Annotated in this window: 12 protein-coding genes; 10 read left to right on the top strand and 2 right to left on the bottom strand. The window is 37.2% G+C overall.

Translation table 11 applies throughout. The annotated features are described in order from the left end of the window. Window positions 1-9 precede the first annotated feature (9 nt). Window positions 10-570, bottom strand: a complete 561-nt coding sequence (gene ruvA, locus SULBA_RS06000) for a Holliday junction branch migration protein RuvA (protein ID WP_014769386.1) — start codon at window positions 568-570, stop codon at window positions 10-12. Further along, window positions 567-2,498 (bottom strand): flagellar assembly protein A, encoded by a 1,932-nt coding sequence (locus SULBA_RS05995; protein WP_156790517.1) that lies wholly within the window; start codon window positions 2,496-2,498, stop codon window positions 567-569. The genes ruvA and SULBA_RS05995 overlap by 4 nt, the downstream gene beginning before the upstream one ends. A 132-nt stretch (window positions 2,499-2,630) precedes the next feature. Here SULBA_RS05995 and murJ point away from each other — a divergent pair, with 132 nt between their 5' ends. From murJ to SULBA_RS05945, 10 genes are all read left to right on the top strand, one after another. Further along, window positions 2,631-4,040: a murein biosynthesis integral membrane protein MurJ gene (gene murJ / locus SULBA_RS05990; protein WP_014769384.1), complete on the top strand. Its 1,410-nt coding sequence runs from the start codon at window positions 2,631-2,633 to the stop codon at window positions 4,038-4,040. Then, a complete protein-coding gene (gene cysS, locus SULBA_RS05985; protein ID WP_014769383.1) occupies window positions 4,027-5,427 on the top strand; it encodes a cysteine--tRNA ligase in 1,401 nt (466 codons plus the stop codon). The genes murJ and cysS overlap by 14 nt, the downstream gene beginning before the upstream one ends. After that, window positions 5,427-7,142 (top strand): ABC transporter ATP-binding protein, encoded by a 1,716-nt coding sequence (locus SULBA_RS05980; protein ID WP_014769382.1) that lies wholly within the window; start codon window positions 5,427-5,429, stop codon window positions 7,140-7,142. The genes cysS and SULBA_RS05980 overlap by 1 nt, the downstream gene beginning before the upstream one ends. 74 nt (window positions 7,143-7,216) lie before the next feature. Continuing rightward, a complete protein-coding gene (locus SULBA_RS05975) occupies window positions 7,217-8,281 on the top strand; it encodes a quinone-dependent dihydroorotate dehydrogenase (protein WP_014769381.1) in 1,065 nt (354 codons plus the stop codon). Window positions 8,282-8,329: 48 nt separating this feature from the next. Next, window positions 8,330-9,589, top strand: a complete 1,260-nt coding sequence (locus tag SULBA_RS05970) for a M16 family metallopeptidase (protein WP_156790516.1) — start codon at window positions 8,330-8,332, stop codon at window positions 9,587-9,589. A 1-nt stretch (window position 9,590) separates the two neighbouring features. Then, window positions 9,591-10,484, top strand: coding sequence for a 4-hydroxy-tetrahydrodipicolinate synthase (gene dapA, locus SULBA_RS05965; RefSeq protein ID WP_014769379.1), 894 nt, complete (start codon window positions 9,591-9,593; stop codon window positions 10,482-10,484). Beyond that, window positions 10,484-11,251: an enoyl-ACP reductase gene (locus SULBA_RS05960; protein WP_014769378.1), complete on the top strand. Its 768-nt coding sequence runs from the start codon at window positions 10,484-10,486 to the stop codon at window positions 11,249-11,251. The genes dapA and SULBA_RS05960 overlap by 1 nt, the downstream gene beginning before the upstream one ends. After that, window positions 11,248-11,790, top strand: coding sequence for a CDP-diacylglycerol--glycerol-3-phosphate 3-phosphatidyltransferase (pgsA, locus tag SULBA_RS05955; RefSeq protein ID WP_014769377.1), 543 nt, complete (start codon window positions 11,248-11,250; stop codon window positions 11,788-11,790). Before SULBA_RS05960 ends, pgsA begins: the two co-directional genes overlap by 4 nt. Further along, window positions 11,790-12,848, top strand: coding sequence for an RIP metalloprotease RseP (rseP, locus tag SULBA_RS05950; RefSeq protein WP_014769376.1), 1,059 nt, complete (start codon window positions 11,790-11,792; stop codon window positions 12,846-12,848). The genes pgsA and rseP overlap by 1 nt, the downstream gene beginning before the upstream one ends. Beyond that, window positions 12,838-13,515 (top strand): YggS family pyridoxal phosphate-dependent enzyme, encoded by a 678-nt coding sequence (locus SULBA_RS05945; protein ID WP_014769375.1) that lies wholly within the window; start codon window positions 12,838-12,840, stop codon window positions 13,513-13,515. Before rseP ends, SULBA_RS05945 begins: the two co-directional genes overlap by 11 nt. The last annotated feature ends 17 nt before the right edge of the window (window positions 13,516-13,532 follow it).

Below are 13,532 nucleotides of genomic sequence, written 5' to 3'. Positions count from 1 at the left end.
TTCCTTTTCTTATGAAAGCTTTTTCAGCGCTTCTTTAATAATACTTTGGGTATCGTTCCCTTGAAGTGTGCTTAAAACTTTACGAATCATCTCTTTTTTAAATCCTAAACTCTCAAGCGCCATAGAGGCTTCTTGCATACTGCTATTGCTATGTTCATCGTTCAACAATTGCAATGAAAAATCACTCAGCTCCACCAAAATACGTTTTGCACTCTTTGGACCAATGCCTGGAACTTTTTGGAAAGCACTAATATTTTGAGAAAGCAGTGCCCCCGCAAAATCATCAGGGCTTAAGGTTGAACAGATGGCAAGGGCGGTGGAAGGACCAATACCATTAAGTTTAATCAAGGTATCAAAAACTTTTTGTTCATTTTCATCTATAAAACCATACAAACTGTGCTGATCTTCACGAATAATCTGACTTACATGTAAAGAAATTGTTTCATTTTTATTAATTTTTGAAATACTAAAGAGTGAGACAAACACTTTATAACTTAATCCTGAAGCCGTCTTAATGCAAACCGATGTCACTTCTTTTTTGACAACACTTCCCTCAATGCCCACTATCATGAACGACTGTACTCACTTGCCCGTATAATACGATACTCTCCTGTACCCATATCTTTGAGGCTTATTTCACGGATAATTTCATTCTCTTTTGGATTATACGTCATGTCACGTGGTGGATAAATCAATTTAAACCGAACCTCATTGAACTCTTTCCAGGTTGAGTGGTTAATGATTTTTGCCAAAAAGACTTTATTTTGAACACCATTAAGCTCTTCTTTGTACTCACGTAATTCCTCTTTTTTATCTTTAAAAATTTGTAAAAAAGCGTTGTAGTCCATCACTTTTTCCTGAAAGTCTTTTACTTTTGCAAAAAGCGTTATAGGGGGTTCAACATTGTTACGCTTTAACTCCATGATTTTTTCTTTGACCATCTCTGCCATAGGTTTATTTTTGTCAATAAACTCTTTTTTACTGGTAAGTTGTCGTGGAAAGGCTTTGAGTTCTTCTTCTAAAACTTCAATTTTTTTATTAATAGACGCTATCATTTCATTAAATTCTTTCGTGACGCTGGGATCAATAATCAGTTTATTATTGCTTCCTTTAAACTCCGCAATTTCAATTTTTTCCGAAGCCGTAATTTTTGCATTGGACATCAAATTGTCAATTTTAATCACCTTAGCAATAATTTCTCCGCCTGTCATATGTTTCACATAGACCGTATCGGCTATGACTTTACCACCTTCTAAGCGTTCGATTTCAACATCCTGACCATTGGCTTCACCATGGTGAACCGTTACTTTAATTTTATCCGCTTCAATGTAAGAGCTTTGATGCGTTTGTCCACCAATTTCAACCACTTTTGCTTTTACCCTTGCTCCGCTGCCTACATTCCCTTGCACATGCACTTCAGCAGTCTCTACACTCATTCCCGCACCAATGGCATCTTTGAGAATATCCGTCTCTTTAATATTTATCTTGATATTAGAATCCAAACTGGCATCGATAGAACCTGTGGATTTAAAGCTAATTTCATTAATTTCCATATGCTCTTGAATATCATAGGTACCTTTATCAATATTGACATATCCTCCACGATTTGCGATATATTTGATGCTGGTTTCACTCTCTTTTTTTGTAATATGTTCTGTTGTTGTTATCACTTCAGTATGAGAAACACGAGGCTCAGGAACCGCTATAAAAACACCCCGACAATTACGACCAGGGGTACCTGCTTGAGGTTTGATGTATTCAAGAATACACTCATCTTTTTCAACCGCTAAAATAAAACCCCGTTTGGAGTAATCTACTTTTCCATCCGAACTTTTCGCATTCATTTTTTTCTTGTAATGGAACACCAAATTATCATTAATTGGAGCGATTTCATCCACACCCGCACAAACAATAAAAGAATGATTTTTATCTAAAAAACCATTCACATGAATCATAGCCACCAACTTTTTAACTTCTTGATACATGTTGTGATCACGAATACCTACCAAAATGCCTGTTTTAATTTTTTTAATTTGAATATCATCAATCATGCGTTGTTCTAAATCAGAACTGTAGGTCACATCATGGCTTTGGGCAACCGTTGCAATAATTTTGGTTAAATTTTTATTTCCACTGAGTGTGATTTCAGGTAAATGCGCCATAGGCGTCTCTTCTTGCCCTATTTTATAAATTTCTACTCGGTAAGTTTGTGTAATTTTCAGATTGGGATTGAGTAAAAAACTATCATCAAGGAGCAAGGACATCTCTTCTTGCGTCATTTCATGATTTTCACTTTTTTCATCACTGTAATACGTAATGATTTTAAGTAGTTTAAACGCCAAATCTGAACTGTTTAGTCGATTGGCTGTGGCAACATTTTTAATCTCTTTTAAAACATTGTTGGTGTCGATAATAATAGATTTAAATTCAGGCGATACTTGAGAAACCTCTGTTGTTTTGTCTGAAGTTTGACCTTTAATTTTATCAAATATTCCCAAAATAATAACCTTTAGTGACATAAACTTATAACGGTGTGATTACATATCGGCGAATGCCATGTAAAAGATTAGGGAATGGTAGCAAAAAATAGATAAAAATTTCGTTTAAACGATTTTTAGATACCATTGCGCATGCTTATTAAAATTTTTTTTACAAACAGTATTGGAACCCTAGTATCACGCATTTTCGGTTTTATTCGAGATATGCTTAGTGCTTCTATATTAGGGGCAAATATTTACAGTGATATATTCTTTGTAGCCTTTAAATTCCCTAATTTGTTTCGCCGTATTTTTGCTGAAGGAGCCTTTACACAAAGTTTTATTCCTAGTTTTATTAAAACACCTAGAAAAGCGCTCTTTACTTATACTATTTTTACACGTTTTTTCTTGTTTCTGATTTTCTTTTCACTGATTGTAACACTCTTTAGTGAATTTTTTGCCAAAATTATTGCCTTTGGTTTTGATAAAGAAACCATTACGCTTAGCGCACCTTTTGTTGCTATTAATTTTTACTATTTACCGCTTATTTTTTGTGTCACTCTTTTTGGCTCACTGCTTCAATACAAGCATCATTTTGCGGTCACTGCTTTTTCCACCGCCCTTTTAAACATTGGTATGATAGGTGCTTTATTGTTCTTTCAAGGATACGATAAAAAAACCATTGTCTATGCTCTCAGTTATGGTGTCTTAGTCGGTGGTATCTTACAAGTTATCGTCCATCTTATTGCCCTCAAAAAAGATAATTTTTGCAGGCTTTTTACCCTCGCTTTTCGACATAGAAAGAAGAAAGATGCTCTTTTAAAAGAGAGCAATAAAAACTTTAACCGTGCTTTTTTTCACTCAATTTTAGGAAATTCAACCCCACAAATTGTCTCCTTTGTTGACACAACATTGGCTAGTTTTTTAATCAGTGGAAGTATTAGTTACCTTTATTATGGTAACCGCATTTTTCAGCTTCCCCTAGCACTTTTTGCCATTGCGCTTACCACAGGAATTTTTCCCAAAATGACACGCCTTTTAAAAGCCAATAACGAAATAGAAGCATCCAAATTACTCTCTCAAGGCTTTTGGATTTTAGCTTTTTTACTGACAACGTCTACGCTTGGTGGCTATATGCTTAGCCATGAAATTGTCTGGCTTTTGTTTGAGCATGGCTCTTTTAGCAAAGAAGACACCCTAAATACGGGGTTTATCTTAGCGATGTACATGATAGGGCTGGTACCTTTTGGCTTGGCTAAACTCTTTTCACTGTGGCTTTATGCCCGTATGCGCCAAAAAGAGGCTGCGGTTATTGCCGCATATTCCCTGGTTGCTAACCTTCTTTTTTCTTTGGCACTCATCAAACCTATGGGGGCTGCTGGGCTTGCATTGGCAGGTTCTTTAGCAGGATGCGTGTTGTTGTTTTTTACCCTCCGCTCTTTTGGCTTTAGAGCCTTTTTTGCTATACTGTATAGTAAAAAGCTGATGATTTTACTCGCCCTACTTCTTTTAGAATGGGTCATTTTACGTTATGCAAAGGAACTTATTCATGCTTATTTATGATTCGGTACACAAGAAAAAACTACCCTTTATCCCCATTAGAGACAATGAAGTTAAAATTTATGTCTGTGGTCCAACCGTTTATGATGATGCTCATTTAGGCCATGCAAGAAGTGCTATTGCTTTTGATTTATTGCGCCGTGTTTTTATTGCATTAAACTATAAGGTCACATTTGTCAAAAATTTTACAGATATTGATGATAAAATTATTAAGAAAATGCACGAGAGCCATCAATCCCTAGAAGCGATTACATCGCACTATATTGAGCGTTACAAAGCAGAAATGCATGCTTTACATGTAAAGGATGCTGATATTGAGCCAAAAGCGACAGAAACGGTTGAAGAGATTATCTCTTTTGTTGCATCCATGCTAGATACAAAGGTTGCTTATGCGACCAGTGATGGGATTTATTTTGATACGTCAAAAGATAAAAAATACCTCTGCTTAAGTCATCGCCTTGTGGAAGAAGAGGCTTCACAATCACGTGTAGAGCAAAAAGAAGAGAAAAAAGACCAAAAAGATTTTGCTCTGTGGAAATTTTCAAAAGAGAATGAACCAAGCTACCCTGCCCCTTTTGGAACGGGTCGTCCAGGATGGCACATTGAATGTTCGGCGATGATAGAAAAACATCTTGCAAGTGAGGGTGATTTTCAGATTGACATTCATGCAGGTGGGGCTGATTTGCTTTTCCCCCACCACGAAAATGAAGCCGCACAAACCAGATGTAAAAGCCATCAAGAACTTGCAAAATACTGGATGCACAATGGCTTTGTCACGATTAATGGTGAGAAAATGAGCAAATCTTTAGGTAATAGCTTCTTTTTAAAAGATGCTCTTGCCAACTACAGTGGTGAAGTTTTACGCTTTTATTTGCTTGCAACACACTACAGAGCCAATTTTAACTTCTCTGAAGAAGATTTACTGATGAGTAAAAAACGCCTTGATAAACTCTATCGGCTGAAGAAACGTATTTTTGAAACACCTCCTTCACAGATTTCATCCTCTTTTAAAGAGTTGATGCTTGAAGCACTTAAAGATGATCTAAACATTTCAAAAGCATTGGCCAGTTTGGATGAAATGATCTCTGCCGCCAATGAAATGCTCGATGCAAATCCTAAAGACAAACCCCTCAAAGCCACAACGCATGCAAATTTGAAATGGATTGAAGAACTCTTAGGCATTGGTCTTTATCATCCCTACATGTATTTTCAAATGGGTGTGAGTGAAGTAGAAAAAGCAGACATTGAAGCATTACTTCAAGAACGAACAGAAGCCAAAAAAGCCAAAGATTTTGCCAAAGCTGACACGATTCGCACTCTTTTAGAAGCCAAACAAATTCAACTCATGGATACAGCAAATGGTACACACTGGGAAAAGGTAAACGCTTAATGTACAGCCTGAAAGATGTTTTAAAGCGATTTGCCCCTTTTTATAAGGACTATATTCCTTATTTTATTTTAGTGGTTATTGGTATGACACTTGCTAGTGGCGGAACAGCAGCATCTGCGTATTTGGTCAAACCTCTTTTAGATGAAATTTTTATTGCCAAAGACAGAGAAATGCTCTATTTGCTTCCTTATGCCATTATCGCAGTGTATGCGGCAAAAGAAGGGGGAAAATACCTCCAAGCCTGTTCAACTGCCTACATTGGTCAAAATATTATCAAACGTCTGCGTGAAGATATTTTGGGAAACCTTCTTAAGCTCAATCTCTCCTTTTTTCATACCTATAGAACAGGCGAGCTTATTAGCCGAAATACCAGCGATGTAGAACGTATAAGATCTGTGGTTTCAAGCATTATCCCTGAATTTTTACGTGAATCATTCACCATTGTGGGGCTCATGGGAGTGGTCATTTACCAAAGTCCAAAATTGGCGTTCTTTTCTTTGATTATCATGCCTTTAGCCATCTACCCACTGAGCAAAATGGCTAAAAAAATGAAAAAAATTTCCAAAGCCTCTCAAGAAAAAATTTCTGATATTACAGCAAAACTGAGTGAAATTTTTAATAATATCGAAGTGATTCAAGCTAACAATGCACAAAACTATGAGCATGCTCTCTTTCAAAAGGATAATGAGCGCTACTTTAAGCTAACCATGAAATCTGTTAAAGTGAATGAATTGGTGAGTCCTTTAATGGAAACTATTGGGGCAGTGGGTGTCGCCGTTGTTGTGATTATTGGTGGAGGAGAAGTCATTGATGAAACGATGAGTGTTGGCTCATTTTTTTCCTTTTTAACAGCACTTTTTATGCTCTATACCCCTATTAAAAAAATCTCATCTCTTTACAATAAAATGCAAGATGCCCTGGTTGCTAGTGAGCGTATTTTCTTTTTACTCGACCAACGCACAGATATTCAAAATGGTACCCATGCTTTTCCTACACAGGTTGATACAATCTCTTTTGAAAATACTTCACTGCATTATGGAGAAAAACAAGCACTCCATGGGGTGAACCTTGAAGCCAAAGCGGGCGAGATGATAGCGCTTATTGGAGATAGTGGTGGTGGCAAAAGTTCACTTATGAATATGCTGATGCGCTTTTACGATCCTTCTTCAGGTGCTATTCGTATCAATGGAGTTGATCTTAGAGAATTTAACCTATATGATCTAAGAGATAATATTGCTATGGTGACGCAACGGGTCTATATTTTTCACGATAGTATTGCCGCCAATGTTGCGTATGGAAAAGAAATTGATGAGACAAAAGTCATAGATGCACTGCAAAAAGCCAATGCCTATGATTTTATACAAAAACTTCCTGATGGTATTTTTACACACTTAGATGAATTTGGAACCAATCTCTCAGGGGGACAAAGACAACGCATTGCCATTGCAAGAGCGATCTATTCAAATCCTCAAGTGCTGATTCTTGATGAAGCAACATCCGCACTCGATACACAAAGTGAGCAAAAAATTACTGAAGCCATTGAAAATCTTATTAAAGATAAAATTACCTTTGTTATCGCACATCGTCTCTCAACCATTAAAAAGGCTGATAAAATTGCCCTTCTAAAACACGGTCATATTTGTGCGATAGGAAGCGATGAAGAACTCTTAGCAAGCTCAAGTGAGTATCTTAAACTTAAAGGGCTTCAACACTAAGAAAAGCCCAAAATCAACCATCTTTTATCTTTCATAGAGTATAATCGCATACTTTATACCAAAGGAAATAAAAGATGTTTGATTGCTATAAAATGATGAAAAAATTGATGTTTAACTTCTCACCAGAGAATGCACACACCATTGCAGAATTTTTTTTCAAACATGGGGCAAACTATACACCTTTTGTTCTCTCCTTTTTGGCTGAGCGCTTTTTTATTCACGATAAACGTTTAGAACAAACGCTGTTTGATCGCACCTTTCACAATCCTGTAGGATTAGGGGCAGGGTTTGATAAAAATGCCACCATGATAAAAATGCTTACAGCCCTTGGATTTGGACATATTGAATATGGCACCATGACACCTGAGCCTCAAAATGGTAATGCAAAACCTCGTTGTTTTCGTTTTCCTGAACAAGAGTCCATTCAAAATGCTATGGGATTTAACAATGATGGTATGCATAAAATTGCAAAACGCTTAGAATCACTCTACCCTTTTGCAACACCTTTAGTAGCCAATATTGGAAAAAATAAAACTACCAGTGCGGAGAATGCACTCAGTGATTATGAAAAGCTTATTAAACGCTTTAAAGATTTAAGTGATTTTTTGGTGATCAACATCTCTTCTCCTAATACTCCAGGACTTCGAGATTTGCAAAATGAACAGTTTATTAAAGAGCTTTTTGTGATGGCAAAAGAGCTTACATGTAAACCTGTTTTACTAAAAATTGCACCTGACTTAGAAATAAAAGAGGCACTAGAGCTTTGTTCATGTGCCCTTGAAAATGGTGCACAAGGTATTGTCGCAACCAATACAACGATTGATTATTCACTGCTTCCTAATGCCAAAGATTTTGGAGGCATTAGCGGTAAAGTTTTATGTGAAAAAAGCTTTAACATGTTTGAAGCTTTAGCTAAAGAGTTCTTTGGAAAAACCACGCTTATCTCTGTTGGAGGCATTGACTCAGCCGATGAAGCGTATCGAAGGCTTAAAGCGGGTGCTAGCTTAATCCAAATTTACTCAGCCTTTATTTTTAAAGGTCCATCTCTAAATCGTGAAATCAATTTGGGCATTTTAGAGCGTATGAACCGAGATGGTTTTACACATATTAGTGAGCTTATAGGAAGCGATAGGAGATGATACACAATGAAATATTTATTACTTTTTTTAACTTTTTTAGGAGCATTAATGGCTAACTCTCTTCCCCAACACGTGACAAAAACTTTAGACAATGGTTTGCAAATTGTCGTTATTCCTATGAACAATAAAAGCGATGTAATTACCACTGATATTTTCTATAAAGTAGGCAGTGGCAATGAAATTATGGGTAAAAGTGGTATTGCGCATATGCTTGAACACCTTAATTTTAAATCGACTAAAAATTTAAAATCGGGTGAATTTGATGAAATTGTAAAAGGTTTTGGTGGCGTCAATAATGCTTCAACAGGATTTGATTACACCCACTATTTTATAAAAAGTTCCTCAAAAAATCTTGCAAAATCTTTAGAACTTTTTGCAGAACTGATGCAAAATTTAAGACTTACCGATGAAGAGTTTCAACCTGAACGTAATGTAGTCTTGGAAGAGCGTTTATGGAGAACGGATAACTCTCCAATTGGTTATTTATACTTTAGACTTTTTAACAACGCATTTACCTATCATCCCTACCACTGGACACCCATTGGTTTTAAGGAAGATATTAAGCATTGGAGCATTGAAGATATTCGTAGTTTTCACTCGAAATACTACCAACCTGCCAACGCAATTGTGGTTGTAGCAGGAGATATTAGCCCTGAAGTAGTCTTTCAAAATGTTGAAACCTATTTTGCTTCTATCAAAAACGACACCGAGGTACCTTTACCGCACCATCAAATTGAACCCCAACAAGATGGTGCAAAACGAGTAATGCTTAAAAAAGAGAGTGAAGTTGAAATGGTGGCAATTGCCTATAAAATTCCAAATTTTAAACATGAAGATCAAGTCGCACTTTCAGGCCTGAGTGAACTTTTAAGCAGCGGGAAAAGTAGTAAATTACAACGTGTTTTAGTGGATGAAAAACAGTTAGTCAATCAAGTATACGGTTATGCCATGCAAGCCAAAGACCCCTCTTTATTTCTTTTTCTAGCGGTGTGTAACCCTGGGGTGAAGGCAGAAGATGTTGAAAAAGAGATTTTAGCGATTGTTGAAAGCCTCAAAAAAGGTGAAATAAGCGATAAAGAGATTGAAAAAATTAAAATCAACACCAAAGCAGATTTTATTCATAATTTAGAAAGTTCAAGTGAGTTAGCAAGCCTTTTTGGTTCGTACTATGCAAAAGGCGATATTGCACCGTTACTCAATTATGAAGAACAGATCAATCAACTAAAAAAAGAAGATATTATTAACGCTGTAACTCGTTATTTAGTACCACAATCATCCACGACAGTGATCTTACGAAAGGATTATTAAAATGCAATACAGTTTACAAGGAGCAATGACTGCTCTCATCACCCCCTTTAAAAATGGAAAATTAGATGAAGTTCAATATGCAAAACTTATTGAAAGACAAATTAAAAATAACATTGATGTTGTTGTACCTGTGGGAACCACGGGTGAGAGTGCAACCCTTAATCATGAAGAGCATCGCAGGTGTATTGAAATCGCTGTGGATGTGTGCGCCAAAAGCAATGTTAAAGTCCTAGCAGGAGCAGGAAGTAATGCAACGCATGAAGCCATTGATTTGGCAAAATTTGCACAATCTCATGGTGCACATGCTATCCTCTCAGTAACTCCCTACTACAATAAACCCACCCAAGAGGGTCTCTTTTTACACTATCAAGCCATTGCAAATTCGGTTGAAATCCCAGTCCTTTTATACAATGTTCCTGGACGCACAGGCTGTGATTTATTGCCCGATACAATTTTTAGACTCTTTGATGCATGTCAAAATATTTTTGGGGTTAAAGAGGCAACGGGTTCGATTGATCGTTGTGTGGATTTACTGGCACACCAACCCAATCTTTCTGTCTTTAGTGGAGAAGATGCGATTAACTACCCTATTCTTTCTAATGGAGGTTCAGGGGTTATTTCAGTTACCTCAAACATTTTGCCAGACCAAATTGCAGAGCTTACACATTTAGCACTTAAAGGGGATTATCATGGAGCTAAAGCTATCAATGATTCACTCTATGAAATCAATAAAATTCTCTTTTGTGAGAGTAATCCTATTCCTATTAAGGCGGCGATGTATATTGCTGGGTTGATAGATACCTTAGAGTATCGTTTACCACTGTGTGCACCTACACCTGCGAATATGAAACGTATTGAAAACACACTTAAAAAATATACTATTAAAGGATTTTAATGCAAGGTAAAACACTTGTAATTAGCGGCGGTACCAGAGGTATTGGCAAAGCGATTGTTTATGAATTTGCAAAAGAGGGAGTAAATATTGCATTTACGTACAACTCAAATGAAGAATTAGCCATTGAACAAGTTAAGGATTTAGAAAAAAATTATGGTATCAAAGCCAGAGCTTATTCTTTAAATATTTTAGAACCTGAAACCTATAAAGATCTTTTTTTAGAGATTGATAAAGAGTTTGATCGTGTGGATTTTTTCATCTCCAACGCTATTATTTCGGGACGTCCTGTTGTAGGTGGCTATACTAAATTTATGAAGTTAAAACCCAGAGGCATTAATAATATTTTTACTGCAACGGTCAATGCATTTGTCGTAGGAGCACAAGAAGCGGCAAAACGTATGGAAAAAGTAGGAGGAGGAAGTATTATTTCCCTTTCATCCACAGGTAATTTAGTTTATATTGAAAATTATGCAGGTCATGGTACGGCAAAAGCAGCTGTGGAAACAATGGTTCGTTACGCAGCAGCAGAACTTGGATGCAAGGGCATTCGTGTCAATGCGGTTAGTGGTGGACCTATTGAAACAGATGCCTTACGTGCTTTTACCAATTACGAGGAAGTGCGTGATGTCACTGCCAAACTCTCACCACTAGGTCGCATGGGACAACCACAAGATTTAGCAGGTGCGTGTTTATTTCTCTGTTCTGAGAAAGCCTCTTGGATTACAGGGCATACCATGCTTATTGATGGCGGAACGACATTTAAATGATGAATCTTCCCAATGCCCTTGCAAGCATGAGAATTGCCTTAGCGCCTCTCATGTTTATTTTTTTAGTCAATCGTGATATAGCTTTGTTTGCAGGCTTACATGTAAGCTGGTTGGACTATTTTGCAGCCCTTATTTTTGTACTCGCCAGTGCAACTGATTTTTTTGATGGCTATATTGCTCGAAGCTGGAATCAAAAAACACAATTAGGCGCCATTTTAGACCCCTTAGCAGATAAAATGCTCACATTGGCGGCATTTTTAGGTTTAATGATGATAGACAGAGCCAATCCTTGGGCTATTTTTTTAATCCTTACCCGTGAATTTTTTATTACAGGATTGCGTGTGGCAGCAATCAGCGAGGGGAAAAATATTGCGGCAAGTATGGCTGGAAAAGTCAAAACGGTCTTTCAGATGATTGCCATTGGCTTTTTAATGATGAATTGGCCTTTTGCAGAACTTCTTTTATGGATTGCAGTGGCACTGACACTCTATTCTGGTTATGAATATATTATAGGTTATACGAAAAAAGAGGTCAAATAATGGGTACACTTACATCTCTTCTCGTCCTCTCTTTTTTGATTTTTTTTCACGAATTGGGTCATTTTTTAGCCGCTCGCTTTTTTGGTGTTCATGTGGAAGTTTTTAGCATTGGTTTTGGGAAAAAAGTTTTTTCTAAGATCATTGGCAAAACAGAGTATTGCTTCTCTTTGATTCCTCTTGGTGGTTATGTTCAAATGAAAGGGCAAGACGACAAAGACCCTACTAAGCTCAGTTATGATGCCGATAGCTACACAACAAAAGCACCGTGGAAACGTATTATCATTCTTTTTGCAGGGCCTTTTGCAAATTTTTTATTAGCCTTCTTACTCTATATGGCAATTGGGAGTATGGGTGTGAGCAAACTCTCCCCTATTATTGGTCAAATGAGTGAAAATTCTGTTGCCTTAGAAGCGGGTATTCAAAGCAATGATCGCATTGTGATGATTGATGGTGTTTTGATTCAAACGTGGGATGAAGTGAGCGCTTTAATTCAAAAAAGCACAGATACTTTGGAAGTTAAAATTGAGCGAGCGGGCAGTGTTTTTACATTTCATATGACACCTAAAATTACTCAATATCAAAATATGTTTGGTGAAATTTTAGAGAAAAAAATGCTAGGAATCTCTCCGAGTGGTAAAACCCTCGAGATACACTATGGTATGGATGAACTCCCTCAATTTGCGTGGGAACAAACACTAAGGGCAACCACATTGATTCTCACAGGACTGCAAAAACTGGTTGAGGGGGTTGTCTCTCCCAAGGAGATGGGTGGCATTATCAGCATCGTCAAAGTCACTTCGGATGCAAGTGATGCAGGTATCATCGCACTCTTTGCACTCACAGCGCTTATTTCAGTCAATCTGGGTGTTTTTAATTTATTGCCTATTCCCGCTCTTGATGGTGGGCACATTATGTTTAATGCCTATGAAATGCTGACAAAAAAAGCGCCCAATGAGAAAATTCTTACAAGCCTTACTATGGCAGGGTGGGGATTGCTTTTGAGCCTTATGGCGTTTACAATTATCAATGACATATACAGGTTGGCCAATGGAAACTAAACAATTTGTCACAACAATGGATGCGATTCTTACCCGTATTGAAAAAGCACGTTTGGGCGTGAGTGGTCATCATATCGTCAAAATTGTCGCAGCGAGTAAAAGCGCAACGCCCCAGATGATTGAAGCCATGTATAACATAGGGCAACGCTGTTTTGGAGAAAATAAGATTCAAGACATGAGTGAAAAAGTACACGCACTCGCACATCTTCCTTTAGAGTGGCACTTTATCGGGCGTTTGCAGACCAACAAAATCAATCAACTCATTGACCTTGACCCCTTTTTAATGCACTCACTCAGCTCACTAGAACTTGCTCAAGAACTCGATAAACGTTTACATGTAAAGAATAAACAGATGAATGCGCTTTTACAAATCAACAGTGCCTATGAAGAGCAAAAAGCAGGTGTTCTTCCTGAAGAAGCTTTAGAAATTTATGAGCAAATCAGCCTTACATGTAAAAACATTCAGCTTAAGGGAGTTATGAGCATTGGAGCACACAGCGAAGATACACAGTTGATTCAAAAAAGTTTTGAGACAACCCACACGCTTTTTGAATCACTCCAAAGTAAAGGGGCAAAATATTGTTCTATGGGTATGAGCAATGATTTTGAACTTGCTATTGCATGTGGTGCGAATATGATTCGCTTAGGGAGTATTTTATTTAAATAAAAAGGAGCACCCCTATG

This window comes from Sulfurospirillum barnesii SES-3 (genome assembly GCF_000265295.1).
Classification (GTDB): Bacteria; Campylobacterota; Campylobacteria; order Campylobacterales; family Sulfurospirillaceae; genus Sulfurospirillum; species Sulfurospirillum barnesii.
Note: the sequence above shows the minus strand (reverse complement) of the source record. Positions and strands in the feature narration are given on the sequence as shown.